Source organism: Amycolatopsis sp. NPDC104819 (genome assembly GCF_055583145.1).
Map to the genome: position 1 here is coordinate 219,045 of NZ_JBVJON010000014.1, position 16,054 is coordinate 235,098.

At 71.8% G+C, this 16,054-nt stretch carries 15 protein-coding genes; 9 read left to right on the forward strand and 6 right to left on the reverse strand.

The features are described from left to right. Positions 1–248 precede the first annotated feature (248 nt). From ACZ63E_RS36770 to ACZ63E_RS36780, 3 genes are all read left to right on the forward strand, one after another. Positions 249–416, forward strand: coding sequence for a hypothetical protein (locus tag ACZ63E_RS36770; protein ID WP_465340871.1), 168 nt, complete (start codon positions 249–251; stop codon positions 414–416). 200 nt (positions 417–616) lie between these two features. Next, entirely contained in the window at positions 617–1,441 is an 825-nt protein-coding gene (locus ACZ63E_RS36775; RefSeq protein ID WP_465340945.1) for a DUF72 domain-containing protein, read from the forward strand. Between the two features lie 218 nt (positions 1,442–1,659). After that, positions 1,660–2,625 carry a helix-turn-helix domain-containing protein gene (locus ACZ63E_RS36780; protein WP_465340872.1) on the forward strand — a complete coding sequence of 322 codons (966 nt, stop codon included), beginning with the start codon at positions 1,660–1,662 and terminating at the stop codon, positions 2,623–2,625. A 59-nt stretch (positions 2,626–2,684) separates the two neighbouring features. On the opposite strand, the gene ACZ63E_RS36785 is transcribed toward ACZ63E_RS36780, so the two are convergent. Both ACZ63E_RS36785 and ACZ63E_RS36790 read right to left on the reverse strand, forming a co-directional pair. Next, positions 2,685–3,425, reverse strand: a complete 741-nt coding sequence (locus tag ACZ63E_RS36785) for a D-Ala-D-Ala carboxypeptidase family metallohydrolase (RefSeq protein ID WP_465340873.1) — start codon at positions 3,423–3,425, stop codon at positions 2,685–2,687. 22 nt (positions 3,426–3,447) lie between these two features. Next, positions 3,448–4,767, reverse strand: a complete 1,320-nt coding sequence (locus ACZ63E_RS36790) for a GH25 family lysozyme (protein ID WP_465340874.1) — start codon at positions 4,765–4,767, stop codon at positions 3,448–3,450. Between the two features lie 159 nt (positions 4,768–4,926). On the opposite strand from ACZ63E_RS36790, the gene ACZ63E_RS36795 reads away from it, so the two are divergent. The 3 genes from ACZ63E_RS36795 to ACZ63E_RS36805 are packed head-to-tail and all read left to right on the forward strand — an operon-like array spanning position 4,927 to position 7,510. Next, complete coding sequence (locus ACZ63E_RS36795; RefSeq protein WP_465340875.1) at positions 4,927–5,619, forward strand: arsenate reductase/protein-tyrosine-phosphatase family protein; 693 nt, start codon at positions 4,927–4,929, stop codon at positions 5,617–5,619. Next, positions 5,616–6,764: a chromate efflux transporter gene (chrA, locus tag ACZ63E_RS36800; RefSeq protein WP_465340876.1), complete on the forward strand. Its 1,149-nt coding sequence runs from the start codon at positions 5,616–5,618 to the stop codon at positions 6,762–6,764. Before ACZ63E_RS36795 ends, chrA begins: the two co-directional genes overlap by 4 nt. 20 nt (positions 6,765–6,784) lie before the next feature. Next, complete coding sequence (locus ACZ63E_RS36805; protein ID WP_465340877.1) at positions 6,785–7,510, forward strand: hypothetical protein; 726 nt, start codon at positions 6,785–6,787, stop codon at positions 7,508–7,510. Positions 7,511–7,567: 57 nt separating this feature from the next. Here the strand turns inward: ACZ63E_RS36805 and ACZ63E_RS36810 are convergent, their stop codons facing one another. Together ACZ63E_RS36810 and ACZ63E_RS36815 are read right to left on the reverse strand one after the other, a co-directional pair. Then, positions 7,568–8,188, reverse strand: coding sequence for a TetR/AcrR family transcriptional regulator (locus ACZ63E_RS36810; protein ID WP_465340878.1), 621 nt, complete (start codon positions 8,186–8,188; stop codon positions 7,568–7,570). Between the two features lie 4 nt (positions 8,189–8,192). Next, the gene (locus ACZ63E_RS36815; protein WP_465340879.1) at positions 8,193–9,050 is read right to left on the reverse strand and encodes an oxidoreductase; all 858 of its coding nucleotides are present in this window, start codon (positions 9,048–9,050) and stop codon (positions 8,193–8,195) included. Between the two features lie 183 nt (positions 9,051–9,233). Between ACZ63E_RS36815 and ACZ63E_RS36820 the strand changes: the two genes are divergently transcribed. Both ACZ63E_RS36820 and ACZ63E_RS36825 read left to right on the forward strand, forming a co-directional pair. Continuing rightward, a complete protein-coding gene (locus tag ACZ63E_RS36820) occupies positions 9,234–10,235 on the forward strand; it encodes a hypothetical protein (RefSeq protein ID WP_465340881.1) in 1,002 nt (333 codons plus the stop codon). Positions 10,236–10,284: 49 nt separating this feature from the next. Beyond that, positions 10,285–11,535: a NucA/NucB deoxyribonuclease domain-containing protein gene (locus ACZ63E_RS36825; protein ID WP_465340882.1), complete on the forward strand. Its 1,251-nt coding sequence runs from the start codon at positions 10,285–10,287 to the stop codon at positions 11,533–11,535. Positions 11,536–11,537: 2 nt separating this feature from the next. Here ACZ63E_RS36825 and ACZ63E_RS36830 read toward each other — a convergent pair whose 3' ends face one another. After that, positions 11,538–13,928: a glycoside hydrolase family 32 protein gene (locus ACZ63E_RS36830; RefSeq protein ID WP_465340884.1), complete on the reverse strand. Its 2,391-nt coding sequence runs from the start codon at positions 13,926–13,928 to the stop codon at positions 11,538–11,540. Between the two features lie 145 nt (positions 13,929–14,073). Between ACZ63E_RS36830 and ACZ63E_RS36835 the strand changes: the two genes are divergently transcribed. Next, positions 14,074–14,415, forward strand: coding sequence for a VOC family protein (locus ACZ63E_RS36835; protein WP_465340885.1), 342 nt, complete (start codon positions 14,074–14,076; stop codon positions 14,413–14,415). A gap of 1,058 nt (positions 14,416–15,473) precedes the next feature. Here the strand turns inward: ACZ63E_RS36835 and ACZ63E_RS36840 are convergent. After that, positions 15,474–16,046, reverse strand: coding sequence for a helix-turn-helix domain-containing protein (locus ACZ63E_RS36840; protein ID WP_465340886.1), 573 nt, complete (start codon positions 16,044–16,046; stop codon positions 15,474–15,476). Between the last annotated feature and the right edge of the window lie 8 nt (positions 16,047–16,054).

Below are 16,054 nucleotides of genomic sequence, written 5' to 3' on the forward strand. Positions count from 1 at the left end.
CGGCTGCCCGCTCCGCTTCCCCGGCGGCTACTGGCAGTCCATCCACGACGAGATGGCGACGAAGTGGCCCCTGGAGGGCCGGGCGCTGGGTAGACGCAGCGCCGTCCGATTCCGTACTACGACGCGAACGGCAACCGGACCTGACCTACGAACACGTTCCGAAGGCGCGCCTCACCGAGCGCTACGCGGACACGGAGCCGGGACCCCCGTGTACCTTGCACTGAAAGGGCAAGAGCGGAAGGCGGACAGTGGACCCACGCGAAACGTACCCGGCGATGCCCGGCGTCGTCGCGCTCGGTGATCTGCCCGACGCCTGGCACTGGGCGTCCGCCCCCGGCTTCGATTCCAGCGCTGCCCTCTACGACGGCGGCAAGCGTGCCTTCGAGGCCGGTCTACCGCTGCGAGGTGGCCGGTGACGAGTATCGCGGCGCTGCTGGTTCCGTGCAGCCGAAACGCGGTTTCGCCGGGCTCAAATCCTTGGTCAGCATGGTGACCCGGGGCGAGGTGTTCGTGGAGTTCGGACGGCGTCGCCGCGCCGGTCGGCAGCCTCGACCGAACGTCCGTTACGCGGACGGCTGAAGGGCGAGGAATGGCACGTCTTCACGTCGGCTGCGCGATGTGGACCCACAAGGCATGGTCCGGGCGGTTCCTGCCGCAGTCGCTGCCGGCCGGGGAACGGCTGCGGGCCTATGCCGGCTGGTGCACCGCCGTCGAGGGGAACACCACCTTCTACGCGACGCCCGCCCGGACCACCGTCGCCACTTGGGCGGCGCAGACCGGCGACGGGTTCCGGTTCGTCGTCAAGGTGCCCAAGGTCGTCACGCACGAACGGCGGTTCGCCGGGGTCGAGGCCGAGATGCGGGCGTTCCTGGACGCGATCGAACCGCTCGGGGACCGGGCCGTCCTGTGGACCCAGCTGCCCGGCTCGTTCGGCCCCTCGGACGTCGACGCGCTCGGCCGCTTCCTCCGCCGGCTCCCGGCCAACCGGCGGCGTGCTGTGGAGGTGCGGCACCCTTCCTTCTTCACCGACGCCGGGGCGACGTCGGCGCTGGAGCGGACCCTGGCCGCCGCGGACGCCGAATGGGTGCCGTTCGACACCACCGTGTTCTTCGGAAAGCCACCCGTAAGTGAGGCTGAGCAGGACGCCTGGGGCAAGAAACCCCGGCTGCCACGGCGGACGCGCGCGCTGACCGACCAGCCGATCGTCCGCTACCTGGGCCGGGACTCGGTCGAGGAGACGGTCGCGGGCTGGCAGCCGTGGACCGAGGTGGTCGCCGGCTGGCTGCGGGAGGGCCGGACGCCGACGGTCTTCCTGCACACCCCCGACAACAACGACGCGCCGGCGCTGGCCCGCCGCTTCCACGACGACGTGCGGGCGCTGGTGCCCGGCGTCGACCCACTGCCGGAGCCGGCGCCGATCGAGCCCGCGACCCTGTTCTGAAGCCGGCCGGGAGGCAGGTGATCAGCCGTGTGGCGCAATCCGTCGGTTTCCGCCCGGGGTGGCGCCGGACGGTGTTAACTTCCGTCGGTCATTCGCTCCCAGCGAGGTGTAACAGTGCTGTTTGTCGCCAATCCGGCCACAGCCACGGCCGAACGGCTTTTGCCGCGAACCCTGCTTGCCGCTCGAGGGCAGGCCTGCTTCTGGCCGGATTGGCAACCGTGACCGTGACTTTGCACGCGGACCGGTTCGCCGCCTATCTCCGCAGGTTGAAGGACCGCAGCGGGCAGGGCTACGAGCGGCTCGGCCGGCAGGCCGGGGTCAGCGGCTCCAGCCTGCACCGGTACTGCTCGGGCAAGAGCGTGCCCGCGGACTACCGCGTCGTCCACTCCTTCGCCAAGGTCTGCGGGGCCTCCGCCGACGAGCTGCGCGAACTGCACCAGCTGTGGGCCCTGGCCGACGCCGGGCGGGTCGACGAACTGCCGGCGGAGACCGTCGAGCCCGCGACCGAGGACGTACGGGCGCCGCGAAGACGCGGGTACCTCGCCGTGGCCGTTGCGATCGTGGCGCTGCTGGCCGGCGGCCTCGTCTGGGTCACCGCCGACCGGTCCGGGCCGGACGCCGGGCGCTACGGCGACCGGATGCTCTTCTCCGCGGCCTGCCAGCCGCCGGTGAGCATGGGGCAGCACGACGAATGTGTCACCGAGGTGCAGAACCTGCTGGTCTCGGCCCAGGGGCGGCTCTCGGTCGACGGCTCCTTCGGCCCGGAGACGCTGCGCCGGGTCACCGCGTTCCAGGTGCTCGCCGGCGTGCCCGCGCGCGGGGTGGTCGACGAGGCCACCAAGAACGCCCTGTACGACCATCGGACCAGCATGGCGACCTGGCCGGCCGCCCGGGTGGAGCAACAGATCCGGGCCGTGTTCACCGACACGCCGGACACCGCCGTCGCGATCGCGCGCTGCGCGTCGTTCCTCGACCCGCTGTGGGTGCTGCCGAACACGAACGGCAGCCGCAACTGGGGCGTCTTCCAGATCTCCGACGCCCGCCTGCTCGACCTGGGCGGCACCCCGCAGCAGGCGTTCGACCCGGTCTGGAACATCGACGCCGCGCACCGCCTGTGGAGCGCGCGCCACGACTTCCACGACTGGCCGTCCTGCTCGGCGGCGCTGCAGAATCCGCCGCACTGACGCCCGCCGACGCCGGAAACCCCGATGCGGCTTCCGGCGTCGGACCCCCAGGCGGCGGGTCAGACCGTGCCGTTCTCCCACCACCACGCGCGGCCGAGGTCGGCCCGGCTGTCCACGTGCTGGTGGTCGGTGTTGTACGTCTCCAGGCCGGAGAACCCGCTGGTCTCGGCCTTCTGGTAGACGGTCTTGTTGGCCACGCCCGGCACGTCCAGGTCGGCCGCCGTGCCGTACATGTGCATGCTGTCGCTGGCGCCGCCGATCTCGGCGTTGTGCGCGATGCTGCGGAACCCGGAGTTCACGGTGATCGGCTTGTTCCCGAGCTTCTTGCGGACCGCCTCCAGCTTGTACATGCAGCGGCGGGCGTTCTCCTTGGCGGTGGCCGCGCTGACCTTGCCGCCGTTGAAGGTGCCGCTCACCCGGTCGGTGAACTCGCTGAAGTTGAAGTGCGCGGTGGACCCGTCACTCTGCTCGAGCGCGTTGAGCGCGGCCTGGGTGGCCGGGCCGACCTGGCCGTCCGCGCCGAGGCCGTAGGCCGACTGGAACCGGCGGACTGCCGCGGCCGTGCCGGGGCCGAACTCGCCGTCCACCGAGACCCGGCTGTGGCTGGGCGAGTCGGCCGCCCAGCCCGCGACCCGGATCTGGAGCTCGGTGACGTCGGCGCCCGTGCTGCCCTGCGTCAGGGTGCGGGACCACGGGTACGCCTGGGCGACGCCGGGCAGCCACAGCGGGCTGACCACGGCGGCGGTGCCGATGACCGCCGCGCTGCGCAGCACCGTGCGGCGGCTCATGGGGAGACTCATTCTTGTCCTTTCGTAGCGGGATTCAGCGGTTGGCGAGCTGGTCGAGGGCGGCCTGGGTGCCGTTGAAGACGTCGCCGGTCGCGGGCGCCGGGATGCCGTCGGGGATGGCCGCGTCGGTGTACTGCCACATCAGCCAGGTGCTCGACCCGGCGGGCAGCGCCGGCTGCGTGACGGACTGGCGGTAGTCCGCGAGCTGCATCGGATAGGCGGCGAACGCCGTGGTGCCGCCCAGGCATGAGTCCAGGAACGACTTCTGGGTGTAGATGATCGGCGTCCGGCCGAACGCCGCGGCCACCTTGTCCAGCCACGCCTTGGCGTCGGCGACGGTGACGTAGGGCGGGCAGCCGCCGGAGCCGTCGTCCTTCCACTCCAGGTCGAACACGGGCGGCAGGTCACCGGCGCGCTTGCCGGTGTACCCGGTGGCCTTCACCGCCGCGATGAACCGGTCGGCCTGCGCACCGCCGGTGCCGGCCGCGGTGCCCGTGTAGAAGTGGTACGGCCCCACGGCCAGGCCGGCGTTGCGGGCGGCGGGCAGGTCCGTGGCCAGGTACTCGTCGGTGACGTTGAGGCCGCGGGTCGCCTTGACCGTCGCGAACTCGACGCCGGACGCCTTCACCGCGGCCCAGTTGATCGCCGCGCCGCCGGGGTGCTGGTACTTCGCGGTGTCGACGCCGTCGATCGGGCGCCCGGCGGGCTTCGGCGGCACGCAGTAGGCGTTGCGGGCGGACCAGTCGGTGACCTTCGCCCAGGTGGTGGGCCCGGCGACGCCGTCGGCACTGGCGTTGACGCAGTGCTGGAACTGGATCACCCGGTTGCGGGTGCCGTCGCCGAAGGTGCCGTCGATCGTCAGCGGCGGGTAGTGGCCGGGTTCCATGGCGAGGTTCAGCCGGCACTGGAGCTCCTTGACCTCCACGCCGCTGGAGCCGCTCTGCAGGGTCGGGCGGGCGGTGGAATGGCCGCACACCACGCTCTGCGCGGTGTCCGAAGTGCCCTGGGTGGCGCATTTGCGGGGGTGCGCGGACCAGGTGTTCAGCGCGGCCCAGGTGTTCGGCCCGATCTGGCCGTCCACGCTCAGCGCGGCGCAGCGCTGGAACACGCGCACCCGCGCGTCGGTGGCCGGGCCGAAGGAGCCGTCCGCGCCGATCGGTGTGTATTTGCCGGCCTTCGTCGCCAGGTTCAGCTGACACTGGGCCTCGGCGACCTCGGTGCCGGTCGCCCCTTGTTTCAGGGTGGGCTGGGCGCTGGTGTGCCCGCACACCGCGACGGGTGCGGCCGCGGCGGTGGTGGCGGCCGCGGCGGGGAGCACCAGCAGCACCGCGACGGCCAGAGCGAGTCTTTGCATGGCCAGGAGGCTGGCAGCGGGCGCCGTGCCGGTCGCCGGTCCGCGGCCAAGTCGGGATGCCGGGACAGTCCCACCCCGGTGGACCAGCGGGAATGCGACCCCGGTGGGACACCGCTGGGACGCCGGGTGCATCAATCCCGGTTGATGTATCGTCTGCTCGTGACCGCTGCCCCGCCGTCGTTCGTGCGGCTGTTGAGTGAGCCCCTGCGGTGGCAGCTGGCGCGTGAGCTGGCCACGAGCGACCGGCGGGTGCGTGAGCTGGTCTCGGCGGTCGGGCAGCCGCAGAACCTCGTCTCGTACCACCTGCGGCAGCTGCGGGCCGCCGGGCTCGTGACGTCACGGCGCAGCAGTTTCGACGGCCGGGACACCTACTACCACCTGGACCTGGCCCGGTGCGCGCGATCGTGGACGGAGGCGGGCGCGTCGCTGCATCCGGGTCTCACGGCCGGTTCCGCGGCGCCCGTCGGCCGGGTCCTGTTCCTCTGCACCGGCAACAGCGGCCGCTCGCCGCTGGCCGAGGCGCTGCTGCGGCACCGCGCCGGGAGCCGGGCCGAGGTGGCCAGCGCCGGCAGTCACCCGAAGCCGTTGCACCCCGACGCCGTGCGCGCCGCGGCCGAGCTGGGCGTCCCGCTGGTGCACGAGCCCACCCACCTCGACACCTTCCGGCGCCGCCGGTTCGACCTGGTGGTCAGCCTGTGCGACCGCGTCCGGGAGATCTGCCCGGAGTTCCCCGGGCACCCCGAGACGATCCACTGGAGCATCCCCGACCCCGCCCGTGAGGCCGACTCGCTCCCCGCGTTCCGGCGGACGGCGGCCGAGCTGGACGACCGGATCCGGTTTCTCGTCCGATGACGGCGAAACCGGGTCTCGGCACCGTGCTGCGTGAGTGGGGACGCATCGGGTGCATCGGCTTCGGCGGGCCGCCGACGCACATCGCCCTGCTGCGCGCGCTGTGCGTCGAACGCCGCCAGTGGCTTTCGGCCCGCGAGTTCGAGGACGCCATCGCCGCGTGCAACCTGCTGCCCGGGCCGGCCTCCACCCAGCTCGCGATCTTCTGCGCCTGGCGCGTCCGCGGGCGGGCCGGGGCGCTCGTCGGCGGGGCCGCGTTCATCGTGCCCGGCCTGATCGTCATCCTCGCCCTGGCCGCCCTGTTCCTCACCGGCACCCCGCCCCTGTGGATCCGCGGCGCCGGGGCGGGCGCGGGCGCCGCGGTCGCGGCGGTCGCCGTGCACGCGGGCGCCGGCCTGGTCCCGGCCGGCTGGCGGCGTGCGGCGGACACCAGCCGGGTGCGCTGGGCCGTCTACCTCGGCCTCGGCGCCCTGGCGGCGGCCACCGTGGGGCCGTGGCTGGTGCTGGTCCTGCTCGGCTGCGGGGTCGTCGAACTGGTGGTGCGCCGGGCGCGGACCCCGAGCCTGCTGTTCGTCCCGGCCAAGTCCCTCGTCGGGGCGGCGACCGGGGCCGGGGTCTTCCTGTCCGTGGCCTGGGTGGCGCTCAAGGTCGGGACCCTCTCCTACGGCGGCGGGTTCGTGATCATCCCGCTCATGCGCGCCGACGCCGTCGACCACTACCACTGGATGACCGGCGGCCAGTTCCTCAACGCGGTCGCGCTCGGCCAGATCACCCCCGGCCCGGTGGTGCAGACCGTCGCCGTGGTCGGGTACGCCGCCGCCGGCCTCGCCGGGGGTGTGCTCGCATCCGTGGTCGCGTTCACGCCGTCGTTCCTGTTCGTCCTCGTCGGCGCCCGCCACTTCGACCGCCTGCGGGACAACCCGTCGGCGCGCGCCTTCCTCGACGGCGCGGGCCCGGCCGCGGTCGGCGCGATCCTGGGCTCGGCGATCCCGCTGGCCCTCAGCCTCGACCACGCCTGGCAGTTCGCCGTCCTGGCCGGCGCGGCGATCCTCCTGCTCGCCTGGAAACGCGGGGTCGTCACGACGCTGCTGGCCGCCGCGGCCGCCGGCTCGCTGCTCGCGCTGATGGGCGTGCCCGTCTCGTCGTGACTACATGACAGGATGCGCCCATGCGAGTGAGGCGCCTCGAACCGTCCGATGACGTCGGGCGGAAGCGGCTGGACACGAACACCGTCGCCCGCCTCGAGGACGTCGCCACCGTGGCCGAACTGCTCGACGTCCTCGCCGAACTCCGGGCCGAGCACGGGACCGTCCTCTGCACGCTCGACGACGTCGGCCAATGTGCCTACACCAGCGGGCACGCCGCCGAAGACGACCGGCTGTGGTTCGACGGCGACGACGCCGACGGCCGGGCCGCCCACATCGCCGCGGCCCTCGACGATCCCCGGCACCGGGTCGCCTGGGACGAGCTGCCCGGCGAGCGGCTCGGCGGGGAAGCCGACGTCGCGGCCCTCGTCGCGGTGAACCGGGAGCCTGACCGCTTCCTCGACGACGTTGTGCTCGTTCAGCGGGTTCCCGTGGCCCGTGACGACCTCGCCGTCGCGGGCATCCCGAACGGCTACTTCAGTGCCGACTGGGACGTCTTCCAGAACCACACGATCATCCGGCGGCTCGCCGCGCACGGCTACCGCCACATCGGGATCGGCGCTTCCCTGCTTGGTTTCGACCGCACGGCCGCGCCTTCCGCTGAGGAAGGGGTGGCCGTCGTCGCCGATCTGAAGCACCTCTTCGGCGCGCCCGGCGCTATCGGCTGGGCGGAACTCGCCGCCTTGCTGCCACAGCGGCGGCTGCTTTTCCTCGGGTACACCGAGAACTTCCCCGACCTGGTCGACTGAAACCCGGGCACACGAGTCCGCGTCGGCGTCGGGGCGTGCTTCCGCTGCCTGAGTGACCTACTCCACCAGCCCGGCCACGCGAAGCCAGACCTCGAGGCAGGTGTCGGCGGCCCGGTGCAGCTCGGCGGCCGAGACCGCGGAGGCGCGGTAGAACGTCCGCTCGATCATCCAGCACAGCGCCCGGGCGAGGGCCGGCGCGCCGTCCGGGCCGTCGCCGTCCGCCGCTCCGGCGCGGGTCAGGAGGACGGTGATCGCCTCAACGAAGATCTCCGCCGTCTCCATCCAGAGCGCGTCGAGCTGCGGGATCGCCGCGGACTGGTCGATGGCGACCCGCATGATCACGCCGTGCTCGAGCCACCGGTCACGGGTGCGCGCCACCGCCGTCGTGATCGCTTCGCGGGGCGCGGCCGGGTCCTCCGCCGCCGCGCGGGACTTCTCGCGCAGCCCTTCCACCTGCTCGGCGAACAGGGCGACCAGCGCGTCCTGCTTGGAAGCGAAGTAGAAGTACAGCGACGCGCGGGACAGCCCGGCGCCGTCGGCGAGGTCGGTCATCGTGAGGGCCTCGAAGCCCTTGTGGGACAGAAGTTCTTCGAGGACATCGAGAATCTTCCGCTCTCGTTTGTCCCCTTTGGACGGTGCCGCGGACCGCCGTCGTCCCGCCTTCGCGATTTCGCCCACGCCGTCAGCTCGCCGCGATCTGGTGGCCGTCCGGGAAGTCCGTGGACCGGGACAGCTCCTCCCACGCTTCGAGGTCCGCCGCGACCGCGGCCCGGCCGGCGCCCACCAGCCGCAGGGCGTCGGACCCGAGCACCAGGTGCACCGGCGGCTTTTCGGCGTCGAGCACCGCCAGCACGGCCTGCGCGGCCTGGGCCGGGTCGCCCAGCTGACGCCCGCTGGCCGCCTGCCGGGCGGCGCGGACCGGCTCGAACAGCTCGTCGTAGTCCGGGATCGAGCGCTCGCCACGGACCATCGACCGGCCGGCCCAGTCGGTGCGGAAGGAGCCGGGTTCGAGGATCGTCACGTGCACCCCGAAGCCGGCGACCTCCTTGGCGACGGTTTCCAGGATGCCTTCGACGGCGTACTTGCTGCCGCAGTAGTAGGCCAGCCCCGGCACGGTCATCAGCCCGCCCATCGAGCTGACGGCGAAGACGTGCCCCGACCGCCGGGCCCGCATGCCCGGCAGCACGGCCTGCACGGTGGCCGCCACCCCGAACACGTTGGCGGCGAACTGCGCCCGCAGCTCGGCCAGCGGCGACTCCTCGAAGACGCCTTCGTAGCCGTAGCCGGCGTTGGCGATGAGGACGTCGACCGGGCCGACGGTCGCCTCGACGTCGGCGACCACGGCGAACACGGCGTCGTCGTCGATGACGTCGAGCCGGCGGGCATGGGCCCGCCCGGGCGCGAGCGCCTCGAACGCGGCCAGGTCCTCCGGGCGGCGCACGGTGCCGGCAACGGTGTGCCCGGCGTCGAGCGCGCCCTGCGCGAAGGCGCGGCCGAGACCGCTGCCGACGCCGGTGATGAGGAAGGTTCGTGGGGTCATGAGCTCTACTCTACACCTCGTCCACAAAAATCGACAGTGTGTCGATTTTGATCGCCCTCCGCTTGTTTGTCCACTGTGGAGGGTCGCCGCCGTTGCGCCGATCGGGTGGCGTCCGCCCACGGGCCCCAACCCTTCCCCCCGGCCCGGAGTGTTCCGCCCGATCGCTCGAGACCAGGGGGTTCCATGCACCGACGTTCGAGTATTCTCGCCGCCGTCCTGCTGACGGCCGGTGCGACGCTGAGCGCACCGGCCGCCGTGGCGGGATCCACCACGCCGGCCGGGAGCAGCGCGTCACCGGCCCAGCCGGCCACCGCCAACGACGGCGTCCAGCGAAGCAGCGGCCGCGCCCACGACCTCACCGGGGACGGGTGGCCGGACATCCTCGCCCGGGAGCCCGGCGTCGGCAACGGGACGCTCTGGGCGTACACGCACTCCGGCAAGTTCCAGGGCACCAGCACCTTTTCGGCCAAGACGAAGATCGGCACCGGCTGGAACGTCTACAACTGGATCGCCGACGCCGAAGTCACCGGCGACGAGACCGAGACCGCCGCGGAAGCGCCGGCCGACATCATCGCGCGGCGGGCGACCGACGGCGCCCTCCTGGTCTACCCCAACCGGGGCCTCGTCAACGGCGTGGTCACGTTCGGGACACCGGTCCAGGTCGGCTCGGGGTGGAACAGCCAGACGAAGATCGTCATCGCGGACGTCACCGCCGACGGCTTCGACGACATCCTCTCCTTCGACGCCGACGGGAACTGGTGGGTCTACCCGCACAGCGGCACGTTCAAGGGCCTGCAGACCTACCTCCCGCGCGTGTCGGTCGGGCACGACAGCCTGGAGTGGATCGGCTGGGTGCTCGCCACGCCGTGGTTCCGGGAGAACCCCGACCGGATCATCACGGTGAACGGCAGCGGCGAAGTGCTCGACGGTCACCACACCCAGAAGTTCGCCGGCACGGCGACCTTCGCCGACGAAGTCGTGCTGCCCGGCACGGTCTTCGACTGGAAGACCACCACTTCGCTTTCACTGCTGGACATCAACGGCAACGGCACGGACGACTTCCTCAAGCGCCTTCCGGACGGCAAGCTGCTGGCCTACCCGTTCCTCGGGTGGGGGAAGTCGCCGGCGTTCGGAGCCGGCGTGCAGGTCGGCAGCGGGTGGCAGATCATGGATCTGATCACGTGACCGGCTCGCTCCCGTCTCCCCCTTCCCCTCGGCCGGACAGGTGATCCCCGTGCAGAAGAGAACCGTTTTTTCCGCTGTCGTCACGCTGCTGCTGATGACCTCGCTGGTGGCCGAGACCCCGGCGGCCACCGGACACGAGCTGGCCGGGCCCACCGGTGGGGTGACGCTCAGCCAGGACTACCAGCCTTCGCACCAGGACTACGTGACCGAGACCCGCGCCGAAGACGTCGACGCGGCCGTCACCCCCGTCACGTTCGACGAGTGCAAGGCCTTCACCTCCACACCCGCGGCGCCGTACTGGTTCAAGGACCGGTTCAACGCCTGTTTCTCCGGCGACATCGAGTACATCTACTACGAAAACGTCGGCGGCTTCGAAATCGAGGTCGGGCGGAGCATCTTCCGGGCCGACTTCATCGCCACCGGCCGCGACCAGCTCAACGAGGTCCAGTTCGGCGTGCGGCTCGTCCACCTGGAAGACACCGGCGAGACCCACAAGGACACCAACCGGCTGGAGATCACGCTCGGCTGCGGGAACGCCGACACCGCCCGGAAGAGCACCTGCACCCTTCCGGCCAATGCGGTGGAGAAAACCGTGCAGCAGTGGGAAGACGAGGGCGCCTCGGACCCGGTCTTCTTCACCGCGACCGCGACGACGACCAGCGTGCCCGCCGACAAGTACCAACCCGAGAACCGGGGCTTCTTCGCGTTCAACCTGAAGTTCACGTCGAAGAGCCCCGCCGGGGAAAGCCGGTCGAGCCAGACCCCGGACGAGCAGTTCCGGTGTGACGTCGTGACCGACACCGGGTACGTCACCGGCAGCCACTGCGTGTTCAACCGGGTGGTCTCGTCTCTGGTCCTGGACGCCGCGAGCACGCAGTACGGGGATTCGGCCCAGTTCATCCGCGACGCCCAGAACAACCTCCAGGGCACCAAACCCGGGGTGCCCGGCAAGCGGGTCGCCGGCCGCAAGGACAAGGCGGAGCCGCTGCACCGGTTGTGGAAGGGGTACGACACGGGCAACAAGATCGCGGGGTCCCGCCGGAAGGTCCGCAGCGCCTGCCGGTTCTACTTCGGGGTCGGCTACACCAAGGGGGCGAACAACACGCCGTACGACTGCGACGAATACCCGTTCGCGACGACCTACGAGAACACCGCCAAGGTCGACGAGAACTCGCCGTGGAGCTTTGCGGTGAAGGCGCTGAACGCGTCGCACAACCGCAGCGCCGGCGCGATCTACGGGCAGTTCCTGATCCGCGACCACATCCTCGACTCCGACGGCTTCTACGTCGAAGTCCGTTAGGGTCAGGTGATCGTGAGGTTCTGGGCGGTGGTGTTGCCGGCGTAGCCGTTGACGCCGAACCTCCCGGAGGCGTAGGTCGGGTCGGTGGTGTCGATGACGGGCGCCGCGCCGTGGTCCAGCCAGACCTGGATGCGCGCGCCCGTCGTCCGCACGGTGAGGTGGTAGGTGCGGCCTTCGATCACCGGCGCCGGGTACGTCGCGATGTCGCGGCCGGGTCGCCAGAGCTTCACCAGGCCGTTCGTGTCGACGTTCGCGGTGTACCCGTCGCCGTCGGCCGTGGCGCGGAAGGTCAGGCCGGCCGCGGTGCCGTTCGTGACGGACACGTCGCCGTCGTAGGTGAAGTCGGTTCCGGTGCGGTCGCTGAGGTAGAAGCCGTTGCCTGAAGCGGTTCCGCGCAGCCCGGCCGGTGTGGTGGTCCAGGTGCCGCCTCGGGTTATCCACGGCCCGGACGTGAACGCGGTGAAGCCGTTCGGACCGGTGTTGAGGTTCTGCACGGTCGCCGAGCCGTGGTAGGCGTTCGCGCCGAAGCGCCCGGACGGGTAGGCGGTGTCGGTGGCGTCGATGACCGGCGTGGCGCCGTGGTCGAGCCAGACCTGGATGCGCGAGCCGGTCGTCTGGATCTTGAGGTGATGCGTGATGCCCGGCTCGATCGGCGTCGAGTAGGTGGCGATGTCCCGGCCGGGCCGCCAGAGCTTGACCACGCCGCTCCGGTCGACGTTCACGGTGTACCCGGCGCCGTCGGCCGTGGCGCGGAAGGTCAAACCGGCCGCCTGCGCGGTGTCCAGCCGGACGTCACCCTGGTAGACGGCGTCCGCCGCGGTGCTCGCGCTGAGGTAGAAGGCGTCACCGGACGCCTGCGCCTGCTTGCCCCCGGCGGTGTCGGTCCACGAGCCCCCGGCCGCGTGCCACGGGCCCTGGAGGGTGCTCTCCAGCGTCGACTGGGCGGTGCCCCAGCTGGTGCTGAGCCGGGTGAACTTGGCGCTCTTCAGCCGGACGGCGCCGCCGGTCGCGAAGAGCCGGATGCCCTGGCTGACCGCGGCGGAGTCGAAGTTCACGTTGTCCGCCAAGGAAAACAGCCCGTCTCCGCTGAAGACCTCCAGCTGGCCGCGGTCGACGAGCAGCCGCACGCTGACCTCACCACCGGTGGGCGGCAACGGCTTGCCGTCCAGAGTGCCCGCCGCGCGGTCGTAGACGACGGTGCGGTCGGCGCTGCCGTCGGACCGGCTGTGCAGCGCGAAGCCGAACTGCCCGGCGGTCGCGCCGGCGACGTCGAACGTGGCGGTGATCTCGTAGGTGTCGGCGAGGATCCCGGCGAAGGGGTTGCGCCCGCCGTCGCTCACGGTCTCGTCGCGCCAGGTCCGGCTGTCGGCCCGCAGCGAATCCAGCTCGGTGACCGGGGTGCGCGTCACCCGCGGGCCGTCGGGCGAGTCGACCAGGGCGAGCGTGACCGGGAAGGTCGCGTTGCCGGTCCAGGTGCTGCCGCGGTTGCCGCCCTGCCAGGCCATCTGGACGACCCGGCCGTCCGGCGTGCCGGTGAAGGTCTCGGCGGCGTAGAACGTGCCGCCGGCGTAGGTGGTGCCGAGGTTCATCTTGTTCGGCTGCGGGTGGCCGGTCCGGAAGGTCCGCCCGTCGAAGGCGCCGACGACGTATTCGCCGGTCGCCGACGTGAGCACCCACTGGCCGCCGAGGGGGAACAGGTCGGGGCATTCGAAGAGCCAGTCCGCCGCGTACCGGCTGGCGAAGGTCCAGTGGAGGAGGTCGGGCGAGGTGTAGAGGTCAACGCCGTTCCCGCCCCGGTTCGACCAGACGACCATGGCCCATTGGTGGCGCGCGGCGTCCCAGACGACCTTCGGGTCCCGGCTCTCCTCCGGGATTTCGATCTGCTTGCGCCCCTTGTCGTACGCCTGGAAGCTGCGGCCGTTGTCGTTGCTGGAGAAGATGCTTACGCCGTTCGTGTTGCTGAACACCACAATCGGGTCAAGCGAGCCGGTCTTGAGCCCGGACGTGTTGTCCCGGTCGACCACCCCGCCACCGGAGAACAGGATGCCGGGGTGCACGTCCGGCTCCAGCGCGATCGGTTTCTGGGTCCAGTGCACCAGGTCCGGGCTCGTGGCGTGGCCCCAGTGCATGGTGTCCCACTCGAGGCCGTGGGGGTTGTGCTGGTAGAAGAAGTGGTAGAGGCCGTTGGCGTAGACGAGCCCGTTGGGGTCGTTCATCCAGCCGGACTGCGAGCTGAAGTGGAACTGCCCCCGGAACGGCTCCTGGTAGGTGGTGGCCGGGTAGGGGAACTCCGGGTATTCCCAGGGGGTTCCGGCGTTCGCCGGGGCGGCGGGCACCAGCACGGCGAGGGTGACCAGGAGGACAACGAGCGACGCGCGCGCGAGGCGGACCACGGACCCCATCCCTTCCGCCCGTGCGGGCAGCCGTTTTCACCGTCCTGCGCGGGGGTGGGGCTGTCAACCGCCGGGCCGGATCTTGTCCGGACAATTCCGTTGTTCTCTTGACCTCCAGTGAGATCGAGGGTGTCGGATGGTTTCCATGGAGATCATCGGCTTGGGCTGGCTCGGCACCCGCACTTCGGAGGCGGCCGCGTTGGCGCGGTTTTATCGCGAGATGCTTGGGCTTCCGTTGGCCCATGAGGAACCGGGGTTTTGGGTGTTCACACTCCCGGACGGGCGAAACGTTGAGGTGTTCGGCCCGGAGCATGCGGGTAAGGAGCACTTCGACACGGGTCCGGTGGCCGGGTTCGCGGTCAAGGATCTGCCGGGGGCGGTCGCCGAGCTGCGGGCGGCGGGTGTGGAGTTGGTGGGTGAGGCTGGGCCGAGCTGGCAGCATTTCCGTGGACCGGATGGTTTTGTCTACGAACTCGTGGCTGCGTGACGGCGGGAGGATCTCGGCTGGCCGGAGGTTCCCGCCCCGGGACTTGCCGTCGGCGGGCGAGGAATCGCTGGGCGGACCCGGTCCGCATGCCGGGGCGGCCGACCTCGGCCACCCGGGAACTGCCGGGACTAGGGTGGCATTGCGCGCCAGGGTCCCGGAACCGCCGGACGAGCCCGGCCTGGCAACACTACCGCGGCCCGGATGGTGCAGCCGCGGAACCGCTGAGCGAGCCCGGTCGAACAACCGGCGGCCGACCTCCGCCATCCGGGGCCTGCCGGAGGCGTGGCGGAACTCCGCCGCGGGCGTGAACCCCGCTGAGGCGAGCCCGGCCTGACAACACTTCCGCCGCCACGACGGCAAAGTCTGCGACCTGAAGCTCAGCCAGCCGGGAATACACCGAGCGGCACCCCTTCGCGGATCCGGAACCTGCCAGGGTGGCAGTCGCGAACCGGGGGCGGGCGACCGGCACGAGCCCGGTCAGCTACTCCGGCCGACCGCCCCGGACCGTTCGGAAGCCGCGAAGGCGAGGGCGGAACCGCGCGCCACGGGCGCGGACCCGCTGAGCGAGCCCGCCTGGCAACACTTCCGCAGCCACAACGGCAAGGTCTACGACCGAAACCTGCCGCGGCGACGGCCGCAAATCGGGGCGAGACGGCGCGACCGCGGCGTGAGCCTGGTCAGGCGCGCCGGGCCGACCCGCGCACCGACCTCGACGGCCACCTCTGGCTGCCGCTGCACCTCGCCCGGCTCGCCGGCGGCCGGGTGCGGCCCGGGGGCTCGCTGCTGTTCCTGAGCGGCACCGGCGGCCGCCGCCCGGCCCCCGGCCTCGCCCTGACGGCGGCGCGTCAACTCATCGCCGCGGGGTTCGTCGACACGCCGCTTTCGGCGTCCCTGCTGGGCGACCGGCTCGACGAACGCCGCGCGGAACTGCGCGCGACACTCCCGATCCGGCGGGTCGTCCGGCCCGAGGACGTCGCCGCGCTCGCGATCCACCTCATGGGGAACCCGGGGCGACCTACGACGTCGACGGCGGCCGGCAGGTCGTCGCCCGGTGACGGTCAGGCGCCGCGCGGCCGCACGTGTGCGCGCTCGCCCTGCGGTCCGAACAGGACGAGCGTCTCGACCGGCCGGCCGTCGGCCGAGCCGAGCCAGTGCGGCAGCGCGGTGTCGAACTCGGCCGCCTCACCGGGCGGCAGCACCAGGTCGCGGTCGCCGGTGCGCAGCCGCAGGTGTCCATTGAGGACGTACACCCACTCGTAGCCGCCGTGCGTCTGCGGCGTGGGTTCGGCCGGGCGGCCCGGGATCAGCAGCTTGAACGCCTGCACGCCGCCCGCGCGGCGGGTGAGCGGGAGGTAGGTCATCCCGTGGCGGTGGATCGGCCGCAGGTGCACACGCGGGTCGCCGGTGGGCGGGGCGCCGACGAGGTCGTCGAGCGGCACCCCGTGCACCCGCGCGAGCGGCAGCAGCAGCTCGAGGGTGGGCCGCCGGCCGCCGCTTTCCAAGCGGGACAACGTGCTCTCCGACGTCCCGGTCGCCGCCGACAGCTCGGCGAGGGTCAGCCCACGCTGCTTGCGCAGGGCCCGCAGCCGGGGGCCGACCGCGTCCAGCACCTGCTCCGTCTCGTCCGTCATGCCGCCGA